The sequence below is a fragment of the Amycolatopsis sp. NPDC003676 genome, from assembly GCF_053587275.1.
Genome location: NZ_JBSFNS010000017.1, coordinates 47,471 through 71,088, shown reverse-complemented (window position 1 = coordinate 71,088; position 23,618 = coordinate 47,471). Strand labels below are relative to the sequence as shown.

24 protein-coding genes and 1 tRNA gene are annotated in these 23,618 nt (G+C 68.6%); 18 read left to right on the top strand and 7 right to left on the bottom strand.

Translation table 11 applies throughout. The features are described from left to right. The first annotated feature begins 21 nt into the window (after positions 1–21). Positions 22–750: an alpha/beta fold hydrolase gene (locus ACWDNU_RS13995; RefSeq protein ID WP_449669080.1), complete on the top strand. Its 729-nt coding sequence runs from the start codon at positions 22–24 to the stop codon at positions 748–750. Positions 751–771: 21 nt separating this feature from the next. After that, positions 772–1,596 carry an acyl-CoA thioesterase gene (locus ACWDNU_RS13990; protein ID WP_354739864.1) on the top strand — a complete coding sequence of 275 codons (825 nt, stop codon included), beginning with the start codon at positions 772–774 and terminating at the stop codon, positions 1,594–1,596. Between the two features lie 19 nt (positions 1,597–1,615). Here the strand turns inward: ACWDNU_RS13990 and ACWDNU_RS13985 are convergent, their stop codons facing one another. Next, positions 1,616–2,170, bottom strand: a complete 555-nt coding sequence (locus tag ACWDNU_RS13985; RefSeq protein WP_449669079.1) for a hypothetical protein — start codon at positions 2,168–2,170, stop codon at positions 1,616–1,618. 329 nt (positions 2,171–2,499) lie between these two features. Here ACWDNU_RS13985 and ACWDNU_RS13980 point away from each other — a divergent pair, with 329 nt between their 5' ends. Continuing rightward, the gene (locus ACWDNU_RS13980; RefSeq protein ID WP_344265227.1) at positions 2,500–2,712 is read left to right on the top strand and encodes a hypothetical protein; all 213 of its coding nucleotides are present in this window, start codon (positions 2,500–2,502) and stop codon (positions 2,710–2,712) included. 353 nt (positions 2,713–3,065) lie between these two features. On the opposite strand, the gene ACWDNU_RS13975 is transcribed toward ACWDNU_RS13980, so the two are convergent. Further along, positions 3,066–3,758 carry a TetR/AcrR family transcriptional regulator gene (locus ACWDNU_RS13975; protein WP_449669078.1) on the bottom strand — a complete coding sequence of 231 codons (693 nt, stop codon included), beginning with the start codon at positions 3,756–3,758 and terminating at the stop codon, positions 3,066–3,068. 500 nt (positions 3,759–4,258) lie between these two features. Between ACWDNU_RS13975 and ACWDNU_RS13970 the strand changes: the two genes are divergently transcribed. Both ACWDNU_RS13970 and ACWDNU_RS13965 read left to right on the top strand, forming a co-directional pair. After that, on the top strand, positions 4,259–4,867 hold the full coding sequence (locus ACWDNU_RS13970) for a nuclear transport factor 2 family protein (RefSeq protein WP_449669077.1): 609 nt from the start codon (positions 4,259–4,261) through the stop codon (positions 4,865–4,867). Further along, positions 4,864–5,478 carry a response regulator transcription factor gene (locus ACWDNU_RS13965; RefSeq protein WP_009084166.1) on the top strand — a complete coding sequence of 205 codons (615 nt, stop codon included), beginning with the start codon at positions 4,864–4,866 and terminating at the stop codon, positions 5,476–5,478. Before ACWDNU_RS13970 ends, ACWDNU_RS13965 begins: the two co-directional genes overlap by 4 nt. Here the strand turns inward: ACWDNU_RS13965 and ACWDNU_RS13960 are convergent. The 4 genes from ACWDNU_RS13960 to ACWDNU_RS13945 form a co-directional block, all read right to left on the bottom strand. Continuing rightward, entirely contained in the window at positions 5,468–6,685 is a 1,218-nt protein-coding gene (locus ACWDNU_RS13960) for an amidase (RefSeq protein ID WP_449669076.1), read from the bottom strand. The genes ACWDNU_RS13965 and ACWDNU_RS13960 overlap by 11 nt on opposite strands. Next, a complete protein-coding gene (locus tag ACWDNU_RS13955) occupies positions 6,682–6,930 on the bottom strand; it encodes a hypothetical protein (RefSeq protein WP_344266668.1) in 249 nt (82 codons plus the stop codon). Before ACWDNU_RS13955 ends, ACWDNU_RS13960 begins: the two co-directional genes overlap by 4 nt. 22 nt (positions 6,931–6,952) lie before the next feature. Then, positions 6,953–7,459 carry a flavin reductase gene (locus tag ACWDNU_RS13950; protein WP_449669075.1) on the bottom strand — a complete coding sequence of 169 codons (507 nt, stop codon included), beginning with the start codon at positions 7,457–7,459 and terminating at the stop codon, positions 6,953–6,955. 96 nt (positions 7,460–7,555) lie between these two features. Continuing rightward, positions 7,556–9,013, bottom strand: coding sequence for an ATP-binding protein (locus tag ACWDNU_RS13945; RefSeq protein WP_449669074.1), 1,458 nt, complete (start codon positions 9,011–9,013; stop codon positions 7,556–7,558). Between the two features lie 135 nt (positions 9,014–9,148). Between ACWDNU_RS13945 and ACWDNU_RS13940 the strand changes: the two genes are divergently transcribed. The 10 genes from ACWDNU_RS13940 (at position 9,149) to ACWDNU_RS13895 (ending at position 17,447) form a co-directional block, all read left to right on the top strand. After that, complete coding sequence (locus tag ACWDNU_RS13940) at positions 9,149–10,270, top strand: acyl-CoA dehydrogenase family protein (RefSeq protein WP_449669073.1); 1,122 nt, start codon at positions 9,149–9,151, stop codon at positions 10,268–10,270. Between the two features lie 32 nt (positions 10,271–10,302). Further along, positions 10,303–10,683 carry a hypothetical protein gene (locus tag ACWDNU_RS13935; protein ID WP_037808097.1) on the top strand — a complete coding sequence of 127 codons (381 nt, stop codon included), beginning with the start codon at positions 10,303–10,305 and terminating at the stop codon, positions 10,681–10,683. Between the two features lie 12 nt (positions 10,684–10,695). After that, positions 10,696–11,967, top strand: a complete 1,272-nt coding sequence (locus tag ACWDNU_RS13930) for an aromatic ring-hydroxylating oxygenase subunit alpha (protein WP_449669072.1) — start codon at positions 10,696–10,698, stop codon at positions 11,965–11,967. After that, the gene (locus ACWDNU_RS13925) at positions 11,960–12,463 is read left to right on the top strand and encodes an aromatic-ring-hydroxylating dioxygenase subunit beta (RefSeq protein ID WP_370933678.1); all 504 of its coding nucleotides are present in this window, start codon (positions 11,960–11,962) and stop codon (positions 12,461–12,463) included. Before ACWDNU_RS13930 ends, ACWDNU_RS13925 begins: the two co-directional genes overlap by 8 nt. Beyond that, complete coding sequence (locus ACWDNU_RS13920; protein WP_449669071.1) at positions 12,460–13,203, top strand: SDR family NAD(P)-dependent oxidoreductase; 744 nt, start codon at positions 12,460–12,462, stop codon at positions 13,201–13,203. Before ACWDNU_RS13925 ends, ACWDNU_RS13920 begins: the two co-directional genes overlap by 4 nt. A 27-nt stretch (positions 13,204–13,230) precedes the next feature. Next, complete coding sequence (locus ACWDNU_RS13915) at positions 13,231–14,187, top strand: PDR/VanB family oxidoreductase (protein ID WP_449669070.1); 957 nt, start codon at positions 13,231–13,233, stop codon at positions 14,185–14,187. 181 nt (positions 14,188–14,368) lie between these two features. Next, positions 14,369–15,694, top strand: coding sequence for an MFS transporter (locus ACWDNU_RS13910; protein ID WP_370933675.1), 1,326 nt, complete (start codon positions 14,369–14,371; stop codon positions 15,692–15,694). 45 nt (positions 15,695–15,739) lie between these two features. Further along, a complete protein-coding gene (locus ACWDNU_RS13905; RefSeq protein ID WP_449669069.1) occupies positions 15,740–16,309 on the top strand; it encodes a helix-turn-helix domain-containing protein in 570 nt (189 codons plus the stop codon). A gap of 73 nt (positions 16,310–16,382) precedes the next feature. After that, the gene (locus ACWDNU_RS13900; protein ID WP_370933674.1) at positions 16,383–17,006 is read left to right on the top strand and encodes a DUF4190 domain-containing protein; all 624 of its coding nucleotides are present in this window, start codon (positions 16,383–16,385) and stop codon (positions 17,004–17,006) included. 162 nt (positions 17,007–17,168) lie between these two features. Next, positions 17,169–17,447, top strand: a complete 279-nt coding sequence (locus tag ACWDNU_RS13895; RefSeq protein ID WP_370933673.1) for a hypothetical protein — start codon at positions 17,169–17,171, stop codon at positions 17,445–17,447. A 254-nt stretch (positions 17,448–17,701) separates the two neighbouring features. Here ACWDNU_RS13895 and ACWDNU_RS13890 read toward each other — a convergent pair. Continuing rightward, positions 17,702–17,774, bottom strand: a tRNA-Thr gene (locus tag ACWDNU_RS13890). Positions 17,775–17,982: 208 nt separating this feature from the next. Between ACWDNU_RS13890 and ACWDNU_RS13885 the strand changes: the two genes are divergently transcribed. The 3 genes from ACWDNU_RS13885 to otsB all read left to right on the top strand — a co-directional run bounded on the left by ACWDNU_RS13885 (position 17,983) and on the right by otsB (position 23,600). Next, a complete protein-coding gene (locus ACWDNU_RS13885; protein WP_370933672.1) occupies positions 17,983–19,488 on the top strand; it encodes a threonine/serine exporter family protein in 1,506 nt (501 codons plus the stop codon). 84 nt (positions 19,489–19,572) lie between these two features. Continuing rightward, a complete protein-coding gene (locus ACWDNU_RS13880) occupies positions 19,573–21,024 on the top strand; it encodes an alpha,alpha-trehalose-phosphate synthase (UDP-forming) (protein WP_370933671.1) in 1,452 nt (483 codons plus the stop codon). Between the two features lie 41 nt (positions 21,025–21,065). Continuing rightward, positions 21,066–23,600, top strand: coding sequence for a trehalose-phosphatase (otsB, locus tag ACWDNU_RS13875; RefSeq protein WP_449669068.1), 2,535 nt, complete (start codon positions 21,066–21,068; stop codon positions 23,598–23,600). Positions 23,601–23,618 lie beyond the last annotated feature (18 nt).

The following is a 23,618-nucleotide window of genomic DNA, read 5'->3' as shown; positions in this document are numbered from 1 at the left end:
GCCTGCGGAAAGATCCGTCCGGTGGAAAAGCTGAAGCTGCGCGTCACCGGACAAGGCGAACCGCCGGTCCTGCTCCTGCACGGACTCGGTGCCACCGGCGCGGTCTGGGACGGCTTGACCGGTCACCTCGACCGGCGGCTGCTCGCGCCGGACCTGCCCGGCCACGGCGGCTCGCCGCAGCTGCCCGAGTACACGTTCAAGTCGCTCGCGGCAGCAGTCGCCGATGCTCTCGACGAGCCCGGCCCGGTCGCCGTCGTCGGTCATTCGCTCGGCGGTGTTGTCGCACTGGAACTGGCGAGCGGCCGCTACGGCCTCGGTGTCAGCAGCGTGCTGACGGTGGGCATCAAGGTCGAGTGGAGCGAAGACGACCTGGCCCGCGCCGCCGCGATGGCAGCCCGCCCGCCCCGGCTGTTCGAAACCCGAGAGGAGGCCGAAACCGCCTATCTGAAGGTCGCCGGGCTGACCGGCCTGGCTCCGGCAGACCCGGACGGCGTCACCGAAACCGCGGACGGCTGGCGGCTGGTCCTGGACCCGCCCGCCTTCGGCGTCGGCCGCCCGGACCTGCCGAGTCTGCTGGCGGCCGCGCGCTGCCCTGTGGTGCTCGCCACCGGCGAAAACGATCCGATCTGCCGCCCTGAGCAGCTCCGCGCCCTCGTTCCCGAGGCAGTGGTCCTGTCCGGGCTCGGGCACAACGCGCACGTCGAGGATCCAGCCGCGGTGGCGGCGCTGCTCACACCGCGGAGCAGCTGAGCAGGCGCTTAGACTGGCCGGGTGACGACGATCGATCCCGCCCGGACCGGGCTAGACCAGCTGCTGAAGCTCGAACCGCTCGAGCTGAACCTGTTCCGCGGCTGGTGCCACCAGGGTTCGCCGCAGCGGGCGTTCGGCGGTCAGGTCGCGGCGCAGGCGCTCACCGCGGCCGGCGCGACCGTGCCCACCGCGCGGCATGTGCACTCGCTGCACGGTTATTTCATCCGTGGCGGGCGCACCGACATGCCGATCATCTACGAGGTCGAACGCACCCGCGACGGCGGTTCGTTCACCACGCGCCGGGTCGTCGCGATCCAGAACGGCGAGAGCATCTTCAGTCTGTCGGCGTCGTTCCAGACCGAGGCGGAAAGCAGCGCACACCAGGCGCGGATGCCGGACGTCCCGGCCCCGGACGAGGCGGGCGTCGTCGAGCAGGACCGTTCGCCGATCGTCCTGTCCGCCATCGAAGTCCGCTTCGTCAGCAACCCGGAAACCGGCCTGCCCGACACCGGCCGCGGCCCGCGTCAGCAGATCTGGGTCCGAGCGAAAGACGCGCTGCCGGACGCTCCGCTGGCGCACGTCTGCGCGCTCACCTACATCTCCGACATCCGCCTCGCTGGCACCGCTCTGCTGCCCCACCGAGACGACCCGGGCGAACCGCAGCTGACTTCGCTGGACCACGCCGTGTGGTTCCACCGTCCGTTCCGCGCGGACGAATGGCTGCTGTTCGACATGGAAAGCCCCAGCTACGCGAACACCCGAGGCCTGACCCACGGCGAATTCTTCACCACCGACGGGCGGCTGGTTGCCTCAGTGACCCAAGAAGTACTGCTGCGCAGGCGCTGAGCCAGTCCGATGTAGACAGTCAGCCGAGCCGGACCCGCACCGGCCCCGCCGGCTCCGCGGCAGCCTCGGCGACGGGCGCGCGCAGGATCTTCGACAACTGCCACGCTTCAAGCCCGGCGAGCACGGTGTTGGCGACCACCAGCAGCAAATACAACCCGGCCTGCACCGAAAGCCGGAACGGATGCTGGTCGGAAGACCCGGCCAGCAACGAAATATGGCACGCCACAACGACCGCCATCGACACCGCGGACAGCCCGCCGAGCGCGATCAGCAGCGCCCGCAACACCCGGGTGCGCCGCCAGTTCAGGTACCCGGTCTGGACCAGACCCGGCGTGCTGACCATGACCAGCCCGCAGCCGTAACCGGAAAAACCGCCGACGACCCCGCCGCCCGCGACCAGCGCGGTAGTCAGGTGATACGAAACCGGAACCCGGTAGGCGGCGAGGATCGCGGCCACGCACACCAGCAGCCCCAACGGCAGGTGCGGCCAGCCGTACCAGGGAAGCCGGCGCTCCATGCGAAGAATCGCCGGCAGGTCGATGTCGCGGTACGCGTCGGGGTCGCGCAAAGCCATTCGCACCGTTCCTCTCGTCCCGGAAACCCCCGGTGTGTGCGCGGTGACCGGCGAAGCCTAGGGCAGGCCGCCCGGCCGTGCAAAATCCACCTGAACCCGCCCGGGCGAGAGACCGGTTAACCTGCCCCTTGCTTTCGCATCCCGCCTCCGAATTCCGCCGCCGACGGGCGAAGACCGCGTGACCCACACCACCCGCCAGCTCGCTCGTATCCTCCCGACCAGCAGGAACCATCGCCGAACCGGCATTCACTTCTTGCGCTTCCTACGGGGTTGTCCCGGGATGTCCGGTAGAGCGATTTTCTGTCGGTGGTGCAAGTTAGGCTGCAGGCATGAACACCGAGGCACCCACCGTCGCCGCCGAAGATCTCTCCCAAGGCCAGTGGTTCTGGCACGAACCCGCTCCCGGCTTGCGTTCCTGGCCGCTGCAGGTCGCCACGGCCGAGATCCTGGAAGACGCAGTCCGCATCATCACCACCGACGAGGTCCGGGAACTGGTCTCGTACGCCCGCGACCGCCGGGTCCGCCTGGCCGTCGCCTCCTGAACCGCACCACCAACAGCACCACCACTGGGGAACTCTGGGGGACCGGGCCGGCCGCACCCGCGAGCGGCCCGTCCAATATGGACATCACATCCCGGCCCGCGGCCGTCGGCCGGATCGGGCACTGAATTTCGGTAGCTGCTAAGCGACTCTTGCCGCTCCGCACTCGCTGCCTCACACAACTGCGCCGCGCACCGCGGCACCCGACTGCGCAGTGCATTGCGGCGCAGGGGTTGCGCATCGCGCCTCAATAGCGATGGCGTGATCATTCCGGTCGCGCGTGAATCCGTTGTCCGGCAAGCAGATCTCATCCACGCCGGTCCTCCGGTTCTGCCTCGCATCTCTCCGCCGACCGGTCAGCGGGAAAGAACTCCCTGCAACAGCACGTCCAGGAGATGCCGAGCACGGGAATCCCACTCGTCCTCGTCCAGGCGAGTCAGGTAGCCCGACAAGATGAAAAAGTCGCGAGCGTCGATGTCGGGACGGATGGTTCCTTCGGCCTTTCCGGCATCGAGCAGGAGAGTAATGGCGTCCCCGAGCGGACCGTGGCTTTCTTCCGACAAGCCTTTCCACACCGCGGTTTCCAGCGCCGCGAAGACGCCGCGCTTGACTCGCGCGTATTCGGCGATCCGGTCGAACCAGCGAGACAACGCCTCGACCGGCCCGTGCGCGGACAGCAGTTCCGGGGCCAGCGCGACCAAGTCCTCCACCTCTTGCCGATACACCTCGGCAAGCAGGTCCTCCCGCGTGGGAAAGTGCCGATAGAGCGTCCCCTGCCCGACGCCAGCCGACTTGGCCACCGCGTTCAGCCGCAACTCCCCCGAACCGGCGATCGCCTCGCGAGCGATCTCGACGATCCGCTCCCGGTTCTCCCGGGCGTCGGCCCGCTGAGCCGCACTCATCGCCGACGTCCGGCAGCAGTGGAAACGCACATGCCGCAACGTTATCGCGGACCGGCCGAGTGCCGCATAATCCGCGTGCGGCACGGCGCTGGCGGACCGGTGGCCGACCAGCGTGCCCTGCGGCCAAACGCAGCGTTCGGGATCCATGCGCAGCCGCTTCCACCGCCAACGATCCCGACCGCAACGAACGGCCACGACGCGGCCACGACGTTCCGAGCCCAGCGTGAACACGGCACCACACGCCACGGCAATGCTCTTGCCCGGCCAGGCCGATCCGCCCCGCATCTTCGCCACAACCACCCCGCACGGGCGGGCCTGCGCCAGGGTTATCCAGCAAACACCGCGCCCCAGGCGGGTGCCCGCAGCGGCGGGACCAGAAGCGTCTCCCCAAAGAGCCGCCCCCAGCCACCTCTGGGCCACCAACCACCCCCAGCCCATTGATAACCGCCACCCCCGGTTTGAAACACGCCCCGCATAACTCACCGATCCGATTGACAACCCTTCCGAACGGGGCAGAGGCTGGTCACAAGCTGCCAACACCCGGCGCGGTCCGGTCCGGTTACCCTGTCACCTAGCCGAAAACCGCACCGAAAGGCCAACCCCCGGCACTGAAGCGCCATCCGTCACAACTTCTGGTGAGGAAAACGATGTCTCTCGACCACCCCGCACCCGCCGACCCGGCCACGGACCGGCGGATCGCCGCGCTGGAGGAGACTGTCGCGGGGCTGGTGCGGCGGGTCGGGACGCTGGAGGCCGAGGCGGAGATTCGCCGGGTGCAGGCCCGCTACATGTTCCTCTGCGACACTCCCTGCCCGGAGTTCGGCGTCACCAGCGACGACGAGCGGATCGACCTCATCATGGCGCTCTACACCGACGACGCCGTCTGGGAGGGCGTCGGCGAGTACTACGACGGGCAGTTCGGGCGAGCCGAAGGCACCGACGCGATCCGGGCGCATTTTCAGCGGTTCTGGGGCGAGAAGAAAGACCCCGAGCTTCTGCTGAACGCGCATTATCTCACCTCTGAGCAGATTCACGTGAATGGCGACGAGGCCACCGGGCAATGGATCCACATGCAGCCGTGGCTGTTTTCCGACGGGAAGGCGCTCCTGCGGTCCAGCCGGTTGAACAATGCGTTCCGGCGTGTGGGCGACACCTGGCGAATCACCCGCACCCGCACCGAAAACGTCTTCATCGCGCCCCTGCCGGAAGGCTGGGCCAGCGACTATCCCTCGGCCTCAGTGCTGATGAAGCCATGAGCGACGACCCGGTCGTGCACGTGGTGGACGACGACGAGGACCTCCGGCAGTCCCTGGTTTTCCTGCTGGAGAGCGTCGGCGTGCAGGCGTTGACCTATCCGGATGCCCAGACCTTCCTCGACGAGTTCGATCCGGCCGAACCGGCGGTCGTGATCGTCGACGTGCGCATGCCCGCGATCAGCGGTTTTCAGCTGCAGGAAAAGCTCGCGGAAATCGACTGTCCGGCTCCGCTGATCTTCTGTTCCGCGCACGGGGACATTCCGATGTCGGTCCGTGCGCTCACCGCGGGGGCGGTCGATTTCCTGGAGAAGCCTTACCAGGCCCAGCGCATGGTCGAGGTGGTCCAGACCCAGCTCATCGAGGCCCGCCGCAGGTTCGCGGAGCACGCGGAGCGGCAGGCGGTCCGGGCTCGGCTCGACACGTTGACTCAGCGCGAGCGCGAGGTGTTGCGACTGGTGGTCGACGGGATGCCCAGCCAGGCGATCGCGCACCGGCTGGGCACCAGCGTCAAGACTGTCGACGTGCATCGGGCGCGGATCAAAGCGAAGACGTCGGCGGACAGCCTCGGGACGCTGGTCCGCGACATCCTCACCCATCGCGTCACCGTTTAAGCGCGGTCTCCATCCAGCGGCCGGTGGCGAGCAAAGCTGTCTCCTCCGAAGAACGGCCGACTAGCTGCAATCCCAGCGGCAATCCGGCCTCGTCGCGCAGAGCCGGTACGGCGATGACCGGCAGGCCCAGCGCCTGCCAAGGGCGGCTGAGCACGGGATCGCCGGTCGCGGCCAGCCCGGCAGGGGCCGAACCGAGCGCGGCAGGGGCGAGGATGGCGTCATAACCGGCCACGATCTCGGCGAGCCGCGAAGCACCGGAAGCGACGACGTCCAGCGCGGCTTCGTATTCCGCGAGCGGCATCTCCGCGCCGGTACGCAGCAGTTGCGCCAGCGGGGCGCTGAGCCGGTCCGCGGAAGCAAGCTCGACGGAACGTTCCCGTGCCGCCTCGTAAGCCATCACCACGGGGTGCGCGGCGGTCAACGCAGGAACCAGAGCCGGGTCTGGGAATTCGTCGACCACGGCACCGGCGGAGCGCAGCCCAGCGACCGCGGAACCAAGCGCAGTCCGCATCGCCGGAGTCGCGTCCTCGGACGACCACACGAGAAAACGCGGTGCCGTAGAAACCTCAGCCTCCGGTTCACCCGACAACGCTGACCAGGCCAAAGCCAGGTCGGAGACCGTCGCGGTGAACATGCCGTGGCTGTCCAGGCTCGGGCTCAGGCCGGTGACGCCGTCGACGGGGAACCGGCCCCGGCTCATGACGAGCGAGGCCACTCCGCAGAACGCGGCCGGGCGCGTAACTGAGCCAGCGGTTTGGGAACCGAGGGCCAGCGGGACATGTCCGGCGGCAACGGCAGCGGCGGAACCGCTCGAGGAACCGCCGGGCGTATGGCCGGGCGCGGCGGGGTTGTCCGTGGGGCCGGGAGCGAAGAACGCGAATTCCGTGGTGACCGTTTTGCCGATCGGCACCGCTCCGGCCCGACGCCATTCGCGGACGATCGCAGCGTCCACAGTGGCCGGTGGGACATCCGCGCGCAGGACGGAGCCGCACCGGGTCGGGAGTCCGGCCAAGTCGATGATGTCCTTGACGCCCAACGGAACTCCGCCCAAGGGGCCCGTCGACACAGGCACAAAAGCCGACGAGACCCAGGCGTCGAAAGAAGCCGCAGCGATCCGCGAGCGAGCCTCAGCGACAGCCGCTTCCGGCGTCGTCCGGCCAGCGGTCAGATCGGCGGCCAGGGCGCGCAGCGACCACGGGGCGGTCACGGCTGGGTCCAGGCGGCGTCCGCGGTCCAGTAATCCATGCCGCTCGCGCTGACCGAATGCCGCCAGTCGGACGTCCGGCGCAGCAGTGGTTCGACGCGCGCGGTGGCCTCGTCGGCGGCGTCCGGGCCGTCGGCCGGGACCTGCCAGTGCACCCAGTCCAGTTCGCGGCCGTGCTCGTCGTGCACGAAGAGGTCGACGTGCCGCCAGCCGTAGCCGTGCGTGTCGTTGTAGCAGGTCAGGGTCATCCGGTCCACGGGTTCTCCTCGATCAGGCGCTGAGTGCGGCAAGTCGGTGGAAGCGGCGCTGGAAGTACACCAAAGCTCCGCTGTCCGGCGCGGTCAGCACTTTCTCGATCTCGACGAACAGCACCGAATGCGACCCGTGCTCCTGCTCGGCGACGATCCGGCCGACCAGCGAGGCCGCGGCACCGCGCAGGACCGGGGCGTCCTCGCTGTCGAGGTCCCAGCAGTCCTCTTCGAACCGTTCGGCGGTCGGCACCTTCGTCGCGCCGGCGAAGTGCATCGCCAGGTCCTCCTGGCCGGGGCCGAGGACGTTGACGCACACCTGGCCGTTGCCGACCAGGATCGCGTGCGACCGGCTCGACCGGTTGACGCACACGAGCACGGTCGGCGGGCTGTCGGTGACCGAGCAGGCGGCGCTCACCGTCATCCCGGCGAGGCCGTGCGGGCCCGCGGTGGTGACGACGTTGACGGCCGCGGAGAGGTTGGCCATCGCGGTGCGGAATTCGCGCTGGGTCCGGGTCAGCTCGGACACGGTGCCTCCTAGGACTGGGGCCGGGACTGCCTCGACCGTACAAAGCCGCACCGGTCGCGGGATATCGAGAACTTCCCCGGCACAGCTGAAGAATTCCTAACCCGGGCCGGTCGCGGGCAGTGCGAAGCCGAAGCGCGAACCGCCGCCGGCGCGGTGTTCGGCCCAGATCGTCCCGTGCTGGCGGGTGATGATGCGATGGCTCAGCGCCAGTCCGATGCCGCTGCCGCGCTCCTTCGCGGTGAACGACTCGTCGAACGGGTTGCGCGGGAAGCCGCGGCCGCGATCGTCCACGGTGACCACGCCGGTGTCGCCGTCGCGGCGCGTGGTGAGCACCAGGCTGCGCCGCTGCTGCGGGCACTGGGCCATTTCCTCGATCGCGTTGAAGCACAGGTTCAGCACGACCTGGCCGGTAAGCACGCGCTCACAGTGCACGGGCACCGCTTCGGCGGACCGGTCGAAGGTCACCTCGATCGCGGCCGGTTCAGCCCGCAACCGCACGAAATACAGGCATTCCTCGACGATCTCGTTGAGGTCGGCCACCTGCTCCACATGCTCCAGATGCCCGACGAACGCCCGCACGGACGACACGATCTGGCTCGCCCGCTCGATCTGCCGGACAGCGCTGTCGATGCCGTACACAACGGGTGCGGCATCGAGCGTCCGCGACCGGACCCCGGCCAGGAAGTTGCCCGCGGCGGCGAGCGGCTGGCTCAGTTCGTGCGCGATCGCCATCGCCATGTCGCCCATCGCGGTGTAGCGCGCCAGGTAGTTCTCCCGGTGCAATTCCCGCTCGCGTCGGACCTCGCCGCGCACGCGTTCGGACACGTCGTAAAGCAGCATCAGAAACGCGTCTCCACCAGGCTCGCGAAGCCGTTCGACGCTCCCTTCCAGCCACACGCGACCCTGGATCTCCAGCCGTACCTGTGTGGCTGGCACCGCGCGTTCGCGGACCTCGTCCCACGTGGCCGGACGGTCGTCGAGGCGCAGGCCCGCGTAGTCGGTCAGGCGGCCGAGCGGCTCGTCTGGCGTCGCCCCGAACAGCTCGACCGCGGAGTCCGTCGCGAACCGCAGCTCGCCCGAGCCGTCGAGCATCAACGCGACCGCCGACGTCTGCCGGGCCAGCGCGTCCACCCAGGACGTGGTCAACCGCAGCTCACGCTCGATTTCCTGCTCGCGTTCGATGTCGCGGAACTGCACCATCACCGCTGGGCCCTGCACCAGTTCAACTCGAGTCGCCACCGCGTCCGTCGGGATCACCCGGCCGGATTTCGTGCGGTAGTGCCATTCGATCCGGCTGACGCCCTTGTCGACGGCCTCCTGCAGCCACGCCCGCCCGATCACCCGGTCGTACTGCTGCGCGGAGCTGCTCATGTGGTTCGCCTTCAACGGCCGCAGCTCCGTGACACTCCATTCGAGCATCTCGCACGCGGCCGGGTTGGCCCACAGGATGTTCTTCGTCGCGCCGTCGTGCACGAGCACGCACGTGCGGCTGGCGTTGAGCATCGCGACGAAATCGTGCGTCGTCAGCTCGGGCGCGCGCGGGTCTGCCTCCATCGGCTCAGCGTAAAGCCCCTGGCTGGCGGCTCGCACTGAAGAAATCCCCTACGCCCGCTCAGGCACTACCAATTCCCGCGCGCCGCCGTGGTTCGTACCGTCGGAACGACCGCACCGGCATTCTGAGGAGCAGCGATGAGCGAAGTCACCATGGAGGAGGTGCTCGCCGAGCTCGCCAAGCGCAAGGACGAGTTCCAGCAGCAGCGCTACGTACCGCGGGACTTCATCGACCGGCTCAAGCAGCTCGGCATCTACCGGGCCAGCACGCCCGCGAAGTTCGGCGGCAACCCGCTCCCGCCCGCCGAATTCCTCCGCCTGATCGAGCGGATTTCCACAGTGGACGGTTCGACCGGCTGGGTCGCCAGCTTCGGCTCGTCGCTGATCTACCTCGCCGCGCTCCCGCTGGACACGCAGGCCGAGCTGTACTCCAGCGGCCCGGACGTCGCGTTCGCCGGCGGCCTCTTCCCGGTCCAGCCCGCCCCGGCGACCGAAACCGGCTTCCGCGTGGACGGTCGCTGGAAGTTCGCCAGCGGCTGCATGGGCGCGGACATCCTCGGCGTCGGCATCCCCGGCGACGAATCGACCGGCGGGAAACCGCGCACCGCGCTGCTGCGGCCCGAGCAGGTCGAGATCGTGCAGGAATGGGACGTCGTCGGCATGCGCGGCACCGGTTCGTTCGACCTGGTCGTGCGCGACGTCGAGGTCCCGCGCGAGTGGACGTTCATCCGCGGCGGCGCGCCCATGGTGGACGAACCGCTCTACCGCTACCCCACAATCGCTTACGCCGCACAGGTTCTCGCCATCGTCGGCGCGGGCGTCGCACGTGCCGCGCTCGACCACGCCCGTGAGGTCGGCGCTGGCTACACCGGCGTCACCGGTGCGCCGAAGCTCGCCGACCGCGGCTACTACCGCACCGGGTACGCCGACGCCGAGGCCGCGCTGCGGTCCGCCCGCGCCTGGTTCTACGAGGTCAGCCACGAGGTCTGGGACACCGTCGTCTCCGGCGACGAGGCCAGCGACGAGCAGAACGCCCAGCTGCGGCTTTCGTCCGCGCACCTGGCGAAGACGTCGTCCGAGGTCGTCTCGAAGCTCGTCGAGATTTCCGGCACCGCGCCGATCTACTCGACGCACCCGCTGCGTGGACTTCAGGGCGACGCACTGGTACCCAAGCAGCATGCGTTCCTGGGCCCGGCCATCCACGACGCCGCCGGCGCGGTTCTCATGGGACAGCCGCCGACCAGCCCCGGCTTCCGCTGACCAGCCACCACCACGACGAGGAGTCTCCGACTGTGAGCACGCAGCCCCTGCGGGTGCTTTTCTGCATCGGCATCAACCAGAACTTCTTCGACCTGCCCGCCGACGGCATCACCATCGGCGACGTCTGGCAGTCCTTCGTGTCCATGATGGACCAGCTGAAAGCGTTGCCGGGCATCACTTTCATCGGCGACATCGACGATGACGCGCACATGGTCGGCCCGTCCGACGGCTGGCCGTGGACCTGCTACATCCTCGCCGACGCCGACAGCCAGGAAACCGTCAAGGCCGGCTGCAACCTGCTGCGCACGACCGAGGTCGGCAGCAATGGCGTCAAGCTGTGGCGCTTCGCCAAGATCGAAGCCCGGATCGGCCGTCCGCTGACCGTCCGCGAAGACGTCGACCTGCCCGACTGAACCGGAGACCTCATGACTGAGAACGCAGGAGTTCCCGCCGACTACGCCGAGAGCGACCGCGTAGCCGCCCGGCTGTATACCGATCCGGAAATCTTCGAACGCGAGATGACGCAGATCTTCGAGCGTTCGTGGGTTTGGGTCGCGCACGAAAGCGAATTGGCGCAGCCGGGCAACTTCAAATCCACTTACGTCGGCCGTCAGCCGGTGATCGTGACCCGCGACCGCAAGGGCACGCTGCACACGATGCTCAACCGCTGCCGCCACCGCGGCGCGAGCCTGTGCGAGAAGCCGAGCGGCAAGGCCAACGGCTTCACCTGTCCGTACCACGCCTGGAGCTACGGCCTCGACGGCAAGCTGCGCGGCATCCCTTACCCCGACGGCTACGAAGGCGTGCTGGAAAAGGGCGAACTGTCGCTGAAGAAACTGCGCACCGAGTCGTACGGTGGCATGGTTTTCGCGACCTTCGTCGAAGAAGGCGAGTCCCTTGAGGACTTCCTCGGCGACGCGAAACTGTGGATCGACCGCTTCATGAAGCAGGGCGGCGGTTACCCGATCAAGGTGCTGGGCAAACACCAGTTCAAGTTCCGCGGCAACTGGAAAATCCAGCTGGAGAACACTACCGACGGCTATCACTTCCCGATCGTGCACCGCTCGTGGATGGCTTCGGTGGACGCGGAAACCGCCGACATGATGTCGTTCATGACCGATCCGTCGGCGATCACGCATTCGCTCGGCAACGGCCACAGCGTCATGCAGATGGTGCCGGAGCACTCCGACCTGGACGTCGACGACGGCACCGAACCGCTGCAGGGCCGCTTCGACCACGTGGTGGCCGAACTGTCGAAGACGCTGGACGAGGCGCAGGTGCGCAAGGTTGTCCGGGCCATGCACGGCACCGGGTTCAACCTCAACCTCTTCCCGAACGTCTCGATGTCCGCGGCGTTTTTCCGCGTGCTGCGGCCGATTTCGGTCAACGAGACGCTGATCGAGCACGTCGCGATCGGTCCGGACGGACCGCCCGAGCTGGACATCGTGAATCGCGAACGGCTGCGCATCCACGAGCACTTCCAGGGCCCGTTCGGGTTCGGCACGCCCGACGACGCCGAAGGCTGGGACCGCGTGCAGCGCGGTGCGCACGGCGGCCCGGACCTGCCGATCCTGGTCAACCGCGGGCTCGCGCGGGAAAAGGCGAGCCCCGAGGGCTGGCCGACCTCGCACGTCACCGACGAAACCGGCATGCGCGCCGCGTACGCCCAGTGGAAGGAGATGATGGGCGATGACTGAGACCATTCCCGTCACTGACCTGCGGGTCGCGCGCGCCGTCGACCTCGTCAACCGCGAGGCGGAGCTGCTGGACCGCACGGAATACCACGTGTGGGAGAAGCTGTTCACCGAGGACGGCATTTACGTCATCCCGATCGACCGGGAAACCGACGATTTCGCCGGCTCGCTGAACATGGTCTACGACGACGCGCGGATGCGGCAGATGCGCATCGCGCGGATGACCGAGGGCTACGCACTCGCGGCCGTCGATTCCGCCCGCACCGTGCGCACGGTGTCGCGATTCGTGCCGGAATCCGTTTCAGACGACGAAGTCGTGCTGCGTTCGGCGCAGATTCTGGTCGCCTACAAGCGAGGCAATCACGATCTGTGGGCAGCGGATCTGGTGCACCGCATCCAGTTGTCGCCGGAAGGCCCGGAAGGCGACCGGATCGCGTTGAAGGTCGTCCGGCTGGTCAACAGCGACGAAGCCGTTCCGGCCGCGGGATTCCTGCTGTGAGCGCGCCAGCTGAACCGCACGTCGCCGTTGTCACCGGCGGCGCGAGCGGTCTCGGGGAAGCGATCGTGCGGCAGTTGCACGCCGAGGGTTACCGCGTCGCGATCGCGGACGTCAACGGCGAAGCGGCCGAGAAACTGGCCGCGTCGCTTGGCAACTGCCGCGGCTACGCGGTCGACGTGCGGGATCGAGCGGCGCTCGCGCAGCTGAAGGACGACGTCGTCCGCGATTTCGGCGGCGTCCAGGTGCTGGTCAACAACGCGGCCCGCACACAGGCGGCCCCGCTGATGGAGATCACGCCGGAAGACCTCGACGCGGTTCTCGCGGTCAACTTCACCGGCACGTTCACCGCTTGCCAGATTTTCGGCGCGTACTTCGCCGAAAAGGGCTACGGGCGGATCGTGAACATGGCGTCGCTGGCCGGCCAGAACGGCGGCACGGCGACTGGCGGGCATTACGCGTCGTCCAAGGGCGCGATCATGTCCGCGACGAAGGTGTTCGCGCGCGAACTCGCCGCGCGCGGGGTCACGGTGAACTCGGTGTCCCCCGGGCCGCTGGACAGCCCGATGGTGCATTCGATCGTCGGCGAGGACAACCTCGAGGCCTTCACGAAGAACATCCCCGTCGGACGGCTCGGCGACCCGGCGTTCATCGCGCGGATGGTGTCGCTGCTCGCCTCGCCCGGCGCGGCCTCGGTCACCGGGGCCTGCTGGGACGCCAACGGCGGCCTTTACCTGCGCTGAACTCCCTTGCCCTGAAACGGAGAGCCGATGCCGAACACCGTGGTCCGCGTGGCCGAGGTCGTCGAGGAAGCGCCCGGGATCCGGGCGCTTCGCCTCGTGCGCGCCGACGGCCTGCCGTTCGACCCGCACCCAGCCGGTGCGCACGTCGACGTCACCGGCCCGACCGGGATCCTGCGCCAGTATTCGCTCTGCGGGCGGCCGGACGACACGTCGTCGCTGCTGATCGCGGTGAAACGGGAGCCGGATTCGCGCGGTGGTTCCGAGGCGCTGCACGCCGTCGCGGAGAACGACAAGCTCGAGGTCGGCGAGTCCCGGAACCTGCTCTCGCTGGCTCCGGACGCGGACCGGCACGTGCTGATCGCGGGCGGCATCGGCATCACTCCATTGCTGAGCCTGGCTTATCAGCTGCACGCCGACGGTGCCGAATTCGAACTGCACTACTTCGCAAGCAGCCGGGAGTCAGCGGCTTTTGTTTCCCTGCTTGAAGAACAGGCTGAATTCCGGGATCGAGTGCTGCTGTATTTCGGCGTACCGCGCGGCGAACAGCCCGCTGTATTGAAGGAAGTGGCGGCCGGGCTCGGTTCCGCCGGGCACGTCTACACCTGCGGCCCGGAAGGTTTCATGGAGCAGGTCACCGGCGTGTTCGCGCCGGTGGTCGGCGAATCGCAGGTGCACGTCGAGCATTTCACCGCGGCCGAGGTCGACACGAGCGGCGATCAGCCGTTCACCGTCGAACTCGACACCGGCGAGGTGTTCGAGATCCCGGCGGACCGGTCGATCCTGTCGGTGCTGACCGACAACGGGATCGAGGTGTTCAAATCGTGCGAGGAAGGCATCTGCGGCTCGTGCGTCTCCGGGGTGCTGGAAGGCACGCCGGAGCATCGCGACCAGTGTCTTTCGGCCAGCGACAAGGCTTCCGGCGACCAGATGGCGCTGTGCGTGTCGCGCGCCCGCTCGGAAAAACTGGTGATCGAACTGTACTGATCGCGGCGGCCGGAATCCTCGGGATTCCGGCCGTCTTGTCGATTAATTGATCGATTTTATTTATCAATCCGCCGCAAATCGGACTTTGCCTCCTTCGTCACGCTTTCCCTAAGCTGTGTCCACCGTTTCCCCACCACCGGACACCCCGCGCATTCTCGCGCGAGACGACGAAAGGCCTGCTATGGCCAAGCGCGACGAAGCGCACTCTCCCGGCGTGCTGCGGCTCGGATTCGCCGCCGGCGTCGGCACTTCCCTGGAAATGTACGATTTCTCGATCTACGGCACCGCGGCGGCATTGGTGTTCGGGTCGGTGTTCTTCAAAACCGGCAACGCCTGGTTCGGCACCTTCATGAGCCTCGCGACCTTCGCCATCGGATTCGTGATGGCCCCGCTGGGCGCGGCGCTTTTCGGCTGGCTCGGCGACCGTCGCGGCCGCCGCACCGCGCTGTACGCCGCGTTCCTGCTGATGGGTTTCGCGACGCTGGGCATGGGCGTTCTCCCGCCGTACGGGGTGATCGGCATCGCCGCGCCGCTGCTGCTCGTCGGATTGCGTCTGCTGCACGGCGCTGCCCGCGGCGGGGAAAGCGCTGGCGCGGCCGTCTTCGCCGTTGAGCACGCGCCGGAGAAACGGCGTGGCCTCTACGGTTCCTTCGTCGCGCTCGGCTCGCCGATCGGCGTCGTGCTGGCGAACCTGGCTTTCGCGCTGGTCCTCCTGCTGCCCAACGACGACATCATGAGCTGGGGCTGGCGACTTCCGTTCCTCGCCGGCGGCATCGTGCTGGCGATCGGCATCTGGGTCCGCCGCGGCGTTTCGGAAAGCCCGGAATTCGAGAAAATGGCCGCCGCCGAAACGCGCGCGAAAAAGCCGCTCGCCGACGTCCTCCGCTCGAATTGGCGACGGCTGCTGCTGATCGCCGGCGCGAACCTCGGCCTCACCGCCTGCACCTTCGCACTGGTCACCTTCATGCTGTCCTACGCGACCGCCGCCGCACCCGAAGGCCTCGGCCTCCCGCGCGCGCCGATCGTCACCATTTCGACGATCACCCTGCTGTGCCACGCCGCCGCGAACGTCGGAGCCGCCTGGCTGTCCGACCGGATCGGCCGCAAACCGGTGATGCTGACCGGCTCGGTCCTGTCGATCGCCGCAGCGCTCGTGATGTTCCCGATCGCCTCGGCCGGCACCGTCAGTGCGGTCTTCGTCGCGTTGCTCTTGGGCTTCACCGCCACCGGAATCCTCTTTGGACCGATGTACACCTGGTTCGCCGAACTGTTCCCGCGAGAGCAGCGCCAGTCCGGTCTCGGCGTGGGCTACCACGTCGGCGCGGTGCTGGGCGGCGGCCTCTCGCCGATGATCGCCAACCGGATCGTGGCCGCGACCGGCGACGCCCTCGCGGTCGGCTACTACCTGGCCGCGCTCCTCGTGCTGAGCCTGGTCTGCCTGCTGATCCTCCCGGAAACCGCTCCCGCGCGCCGCGCCGCGAAACCGGCTCCCGAACTGGTCAGCTGACGCGGCCCGCACCCCAGTCTCCCGTTTGGGCGAGACTGGGGTGTTATGCGTGAGATCGACGAAGTACTGGACGCGGTCGGCCCGAGGCTGCGAACCCTGCGCAACCGGCGCGGCATCACCCTGGCCGACCTGTCGGCCGAGACCGGCATCTCGGAAAGCACCCTGTCCCGCCTGGAAAACGGCCAGCGCCGGGCGAACCTGGAACTGCTGCTGCCGCTGTCGCGCGCCTACGACGTCCCGATCGACGACCTGGTCGGCGCACCCCGAGCCGGCGACCCGCGCGTCCACCTCCGCCCGATCCACCAGCACGGGATGACCTACGTGCCGCTCACCCGGCGACCGGGCGGGGTGCACGCGTACAAAATGCTGATCCCCGGCCGTTCCGCGGAACCCGCATTGAAAACGCACAGCGGCTACGAATGGCTATACGTCCTCAATGGACACCTGCGGTTAATCGTAGGAGCGAAGGATCTGACGGTCCCACCCGGCGAGGCAGCGGAGTTCGACACGACGGAACCCCATTGGCTCGGCTCCGCCAACGGAGGCGCGGTTGAGCTGCTGATCCTCTTCGGACTGCAGGGCGAACGAGTGCATGTGGAGCCGCGCCCGAACTGATACCAAAAATGACGTAACACCCGTGGCGACTAGTGCGACCTGTTTGTGCACGGTCGATCACGAAAGGCTCTTAATGTCCGCCCCTGACTATCCTCCGCCGCCCGCACCCCAGGCGGCCCCGCCGGCCCACCAGCTCCCGCCGAAGAACGGGCTCGGCACCGCCGGGTTCGTGCTCGGGCTGGTCGGCCTGATTTTCTCGTTCATCCCGGTCATCGGGCTCATCGCGTGGCCGCTGGTGATCCTCGGGATCATCTTCTCCGCGCTCGGCTTCGTCCGGACGCGGTCCGGAAAGGCCACGAACAAGGGCCTCTCGATCGCCGGTCTGGTGCTCTCGGTGATCGGCCTGGCGATGTGCATCGTGTGGACCGTGACGACCGCCAAGGCCGTCAACGAGATCAACACCGAAGCAAACCGCACGGTGACCATCCACTACGAGGTCACCGGCACCGCGAAGGAAGCCTCGATCAGCTACACCACCATCGGCGACGGCAACGCGTCCTCCAACCAGGACCAGCCGCAGACCCTGCCGTGGTCGAAAGACATCACCACGAAGGGCCTGTTCAAGGGCGGCAGCCTGTCGGTGACCACCGGCGCCGACGGCGGAGAAGTGACCTGCAAGGTCGTCGTGGACGGCAAGGAAGCCAAGACGGCGAAGGCGTCGGGCAACTTCGCGACCGCGTCCTGCAACGGTTTCTGATTCCGAGACCATCCGCTCGCGGCGGCCCCGTCCACCGGACGGTGCCGCCGCGAGCGGTCTCAACTGGTACCGCGAAATAGGCTCGAAACTGGCTCTGGCTGGCACCAGATGGATCTCGGACAGTGAGAGGAAGCACTGAGCGAACCCACCAGCGAGGCAGTCATGTCGGCCCAGATCCTCCCGCTGAACCACCGCGAGCGAGCCACTCTCACCGCCGTCGGCCTCGGCCGCGCCGAAATGACCTGCAGCTGCGAACCCGACCTCTACATCGACGGCGTCCCGTGCTGCGACCAATTCACCGCCCACCGCCTCGCCCGGTTCGCCTTGGTGGTCCCGCTACGCGCCGGCCGGCGCGGCGAGCGCGTCCCGGCGCTCCTCACCGACGCCGGTCGAGCCGCGATCGATTTGCCTGCCGCTGACCTCCCGCGGTCCGCTGCCTGAACCACCGCGCTGTCGTTGCGGATACGGCATTCTCGCGTGATGGCATACCTCAACGGCACAGCCACGCGAGTAGCGGACGACGAGTTCCCCGGCTGGGTCGAGGTCCGGTTCGCATCCCTTGCCGCGTGGTGAAGACCGAAGACAACGGCGCGGTGGCGGTTGTCGAACTGGCGCACGGGGTCACCGATCGCGGTGACCGAAACGTGTTTCGAGTGCCAGCCGGCGCGGTTATCACGGGCCCATGATCGAAACGGAGCCGGCAAGGGGGTTCGAACCCCTGACCTTCTGTTTACAAGACAGATGCTCTACCAACTGAGCTATACCGGCGCGCACCCGGCACCGGGCGCGTCCGAAGTATATCGGGCCGCTCCCGTCGCACCCGGGCAACCCGCCCCAACCCCCAGGTCAGCCCCCGAAATCGACAAGATCCAACCCCATACGGCACGATCGATGACAGGTGTGGCGGACGCCACTGCAACAGCTGGGGCGGTACGGCCGATGGTCCCCGGGAAGAACGAGGAGGTGGGGATCGATCATGAAGATCAACGAGCGTGCCGGCCAGGGGGCCGCCCGTAGACGGTGGCCGATTCTCGAGCCTCCGCATCCGCGGTCCAGCCAGCGGCATCGGCCGAATTTGCTGCGCCGGCGCGCTTGGCACATTCTCGAGGCTCCGACGGCGGAACAGCCCGCGGTCGAGTCCGAGGAGGCGCTCGGACCGAAGCCGCCCGACGACGCGACCGTCAACTTCGTTCTGGATCTCACTTTGCGGATCGGCGAAGTGCAGATGGCCAGCGGCGCCGGGGCTTCCGACGTCACCGCGACCATTCTCGCGCTCACCTCCGCGCTCGGGCTGCCGCATTGCGAGGTCGATGTCATCTTCACGTCGATCACCGTCACCTGTCACCGCGGGACGGATCTCGCGCCGGTGACCGCGCTGCGAGTGGTCCGTTCGCGCAGTCTCGACTACACGCGACTGACCGAGACCGAGGCGCTCGTGCGCCAGATCGTCCGCGGGCGCACCGGAGCCGAGGAAGCCGTCACCGAACTGGACCGGATCACCTCCGCGCCGCACCCGTACGCGCGCTGGACCGCGACCGCCGCCTGGGGCGGGCTGGCCGGGTTCATCACGCTGTTGCTCGGCGGGGGCCTCGACATCGCGCTCGTCGCCATGGTCATTTCCGCCGCGGTGGACCGGATCGGCAGGCTGCTCAACAAGTTCAACCTGCCGTTCTTCTTCCAGCAGGTCGTCGGCGGGCTGTTCGCGACGCTGTCGGCGATGGTGATAGTCAGCAGCAACATCCTGACCACGGACCGGCCAACGCTCGTGGTCGCGGCGGCGGTCACCGTGCTGCTGTCGGGGCTGTCGACGGTTTCCGCGGTGCAGGACGGGATCACCGGGTACTACGTCACCGCGTCCGGCCGCACGATGGAAACCGCGTTGATGAGTGCCGGGCTGATCGCCGGGGTCGTGCTCGCGCTGCGCATCGCGGTGATGCTCGAACTGCCGCGCACCCCGTTGCCCGACGTCCCGGTGTCGACCGCACAGCATCTGCCGATCATCGTCATCGGCGGAGCCGGCGCGGCTGCCTGCTTCGCGCTCGCCTCGTACTCGAAACTGCGCGCGATGCTCGTCGCCGCGGCAGCGGGCGGGATCGGCGCGATCGTTTACGGCGCACTGATCCTCGCGACGCTCGACGCGGTGAGCGCCTCGGCGATCGCGGCGACGCTCGTCGGGTTCTGCGGCGGCGTCATGGCGCGGCGGCTGAAAGTTACTCCGCTCGTGGTGGCCGTGTCCGGGATCACTCCGCTGCTCCCCGGCCTCTCCACCTATCGTGGTCTATACCAATTAGCGGTGTCGCCAGGCGGCAACATCTCCACCCTGATGACCGCGGTCGCCATCGGGCTCGCCCTCGCGGCGGGCGTTGTACTGGGCGAATACCTCGCCCAGCCGGTCCGCACCGGGCTCGGCAGGCTCGAGCGCAAGCTCTCCGGGCCGCGCCTGGCCGGGCCGATGGAACCGACCGAACGGCGTTTGGAGTAACCAGTTGGTCACCGGCCGGTCACTCCGCGCGCGCTAGGGTTTCCAGTGGGGCCGCGACCCGCCGATGACGAGGGAGCAGCTGGAGTGACTGACGCGATCGCCGAGCAGAACAGCGCACCGTCCGCGGATTTCGTCGTGGTGGCCAACCGGCTGCCCGTCGACCTCGAACGGACCGCGGACGGGGAACAGCGCTGGACCGCCAGTCCCGGCGGACTGGTGTCCGCGCTCGAACCGTTCCTGCGCTCCCGCAAGGGCGCGTGGGTCGGCTGGCCGGGCGTGCCGGACGTCGAGGTGGACGAGTTCGACGACGACGGGCTCGTCCTGCATCCGGTGACGCTCACCTCGGCCGAGGTCCGCGACTACTACGAGGGCTTCTCCAACGCCACGCTCTGGCCGCTCTACCACGACGTCGTCGCCCGGCCGGTTTTCGACCGGGCGTGGTGGGACAGCTACGTGAAGGTCAACCAGCGGTTCGCCGAGGCCAGCGCCACCGTCGCCGCACCGGGCGCGACCGTGTGGATCCAGGACTACCAGCTGCAGCTCGTGCCCCGGATGCTCCGCGAACTGCGGCCCGACCTGCGCATCGGCTTCTTCCTGCACATCCCGTTCCCGCCGGTCGAGCTTTTCATGCAGCTCCCGTGGCGCGCGGAGATCGTGCGCGGCCTGATCGGCGCGGACCTGATCGGCTTCCACCGGCCCGGCGGCGCGCAGAACTTCCTGTGGCTGGCCCGGCAGCTGGTCGGCCTCGAACCCACCCGCGGCGCGGTCGGCGTCCGGTCCCGGCCGGGCATGGTGCAGGTCGGCGATCGCACGGTGCGCGTCGGCGCGTTCCCGATCTCCATCGACGCGGCGGGCCTCGACTCGCTCGCCCGCAGCAAGGGCGTCGCCGAGCGCGCCAAGCAGATCCGCCGGGACCTCGGCAACCCGAAGGCGGTGCTGCTCGGCGTCGACCGGCTCGACTACACCAAGGGCATCGACCTGCGGCTGCAAGCGCTGCACGAACTGCTGCACGAGGGCCGGCTCGAACCCGGCGACGTCACGTTCGTGCAGCTGGCCACGCCGAGCCGCGAACGCGTCGAGCACTACCAGCGGATGCGCGGCGAGATCGAGCAGATGGTCGGCCGGATCAACGGCGAGTTCGCTCGCGTGGGCCACCCGGTCGTGCACTATTTGCACCAATCCGTGAACCGCACCGAGCTGGCCGCCTTCTTCTCCGCGGCCGACGTCATGGTGGTGACTCCGCTGCGCGACGGGATGAATCTCGTCTGCAAGGAGTACGTCGCGTGCCGGCCGGATTTGGGCGGCGCGCTGGTGCTGAGCGAGTTCGCCGGCGCGGCGGCCGAGCTGACCAGCGCTTTCCTCGTCAACCCGCACGATCTGGACGGGGTGAAGAACGCGTTGGAGGCTGCCATTACGCTCGACCCCGCCGAGGGCCGACGCAGGATGCGCGCCATGCGTCGCCAGGTCCTCACCCACGACGTCGACCGGTGGGCGCGTTCGTTCCTCCAGGCGCTGGGTGCCGAACCGGCCGACTGACCCCCTCCCCCGTACCGCGCTGGACCTCCTGAGGAGGAGTGTTGACCGCCGAGGCGTTGCCCGCGGAACTACGGCGCGCGATCGTGCAGATCGCCCGTACCCCGCGCCTGCTGGTCGCCTGCGACTACGACGGCACATTGGCCCCCATCACGGCGAACCCGGACGAGGCGCGGCCGCTGCCTGAGTCCGTGGGCGCGTTGAGATCTCTCGCCGGCCTGCACGAAACGACCACCGCCGTGATTTCCGGCCGGGCCCTGCGCGACCTCGCGACGCTGTCGCGGCTCCCGTCCGAGGTGAACCTGGTCGGCAGCCACGGATCCGAGTTCGACATCGGCTTCATCCACGCGCTCGACGAGGACGCGAAGGCGCTGCACCGGCGGCTCGAACACGAGCTGGAACAGCTGGTGCTCGACGTGCCCGGGGTGTCGCTCGAGGTCAAGCCGGCGAGCATCGCGGTGCACGTGCGCCGCGCCGAGCACAACGCCGGCCGGCGCGTCCTCGCGGACGTGCACGAAGGCCCGGCGAAGTGGGAAGGCGTCACGACCACTGACGGCAAGGAGGTCGTCGAACTGGCGGTCGTGAAGACCGACAAGGGCAACGCCCTCGACACCCTTCGCCACCAGGTCGGGGCCACCGCCGCGGTGTTCCTCGGCGACGACGTCACCGACGAGAAGGCGTTCGCCCGGCTGGCCGGACCGGACCTCGGCATCAAGGTCGGCGACGGCGAATCGCTCGCCGAGTACCACGTGCCCGACACCGTCGACGTCGCGATGGTGCTCGCGTTCCTGCTGGAAGAGCGGCGCAACTGGCTCTACGGCGAGTCCGCGACGCCGATCGAGCGGCTGTCGCTGCTTGCCAACGAGCGCTCGGTCGCGCTGGTGACGCCGGACGCGAAGCTGACCTGGCTGTGCCACCCCGGCCCGGACGCCCCCGCGGTGTTCGCCGACCTGCTCGGCGGTCCCGGGGCGGGCCACTTCTCGATCAAACCGCACCGCAACGGGCTCCCGCTCGGCCAGCGGTACCTGCCGAACACGATGACGGTCGAGACACGCTGGTCGCGGCTGCTCGTCACGGACTATCTCGAACCGGAAAGCCCCGGGCACCGCACCGACCTCGTGCGCGTGATCTCCGGCGAAGCGGTGGCGCAGGTCGTGTTCGCGCCGCGGCCGGAGTTCGGCGGCGTGCCGGTGCGGCTGGTCGCCGAGGCCGAGGGCCTGCGCGTGCTGGGCACGTCGGAGCCGTTCGTGCTGCGCTCGCCCGGCGTCGAATGGTCGATCGCCTCCGACGGCCTCCAGGACACCGCGACCGCGCTCGTCCAGCCGACGCCGGAGCAACCGGTGGTACTGGAATTGCGTTGCGGCACCACGGATTTCGCCGCCCATGAACTGTCCGAAGTGGACCGTCGCGACCGGGCGGGCCGGTACTGGAGCGACTGGGCGGCGAAGCTCAAGCTGCCGACCGTCCAGACCGAACTGGTGCGCCGTTCCGCGCTGACCCTGCGCGGGCTCGTCAACACCGACACCGGCGGCGTCCTGGCCGCCGCGACGTCGTCGCTTCCGGAGGAGATCGGCGGGGTCCGCAACTGGGATTACCGCTATTGCTGGATCCGCGACGCCGCGATGACCGTGCGCGAACTGGTGCACCTCGGTTCGCACGAGGAGGCCGAGGGCTACCTGAAGTGGCTGCACGGCGTGCTCGCCACGCTGGCCGGCCCGGAGCGGCTGCACCCGCTGTACACGCTGGCCGGAAGCGTCATCGGCGCGGAGGCGGTCATCGAATCGCTGCCCGGGTACGCCGGTTCGCGGCCGGTGCGCGTCGGCAACCTGGCCAATCACCAGGTGCAGCTCGACGTGTTCGGCCCGGTCGTGGAGCTGGTCGCGACGCTGGCGCAGGTCCGCGGCGAACTGCGCGACGAGGACTGGCAGATGGTGCGCGCGATGGCCGAGGCCGTCACGCGGCGCTGGAACGAGCCGGACCACGGCATCTGGGAAGAGCGGCACGTGCCGCGGCACCGGGTGTACTCGCGGGTGATGTGCTGGGTGACCATCGACCGCGCGGTGCGCCTCGGCGACGAGTACGGCCGCGACGTCCCGGGAGCCTGGCCCAAGCTGCGCGACCGGATCAAGGCCGACGTGCTGGAGCACGGCTGGAACGAAGAGGTGCAGGCGTTCACCACCGCCTACGACGGCACCGACCTCGACGCGGCGTCCCTGTTCGTGGGCCTGACCGGCCTGATCGACCCGGCGGACGAGCGGTTCCAGAAGACCGTGACGGCGATCGAGGCCGAGCTGCGCAGCGGTTCCACGGTGTACCGCTACCGGCGCGACGACGGTCTTCCCGGCGGCGAGGGCGGCTTCCACATCTGCGCGGCCTGGCTGATCGAGGCGTATCTGTGCACCGGGCGGCGCAACGAGGCCGAGGAGCTGTTCGCGCAGATCGTCGGCGCGGCGGGCCCGACCGGGCTGCTGCCCGAGCAGTTCGACCCGGTCGCGGAGCGTTCGCTCGGCAACCACCCGCAGGCGTACTCGCACATCGGCCTGATCCGGTGCGCGAATCTGCTGGCCGAGAAGGCTTGATCAGGCAAGCTCGTTAGC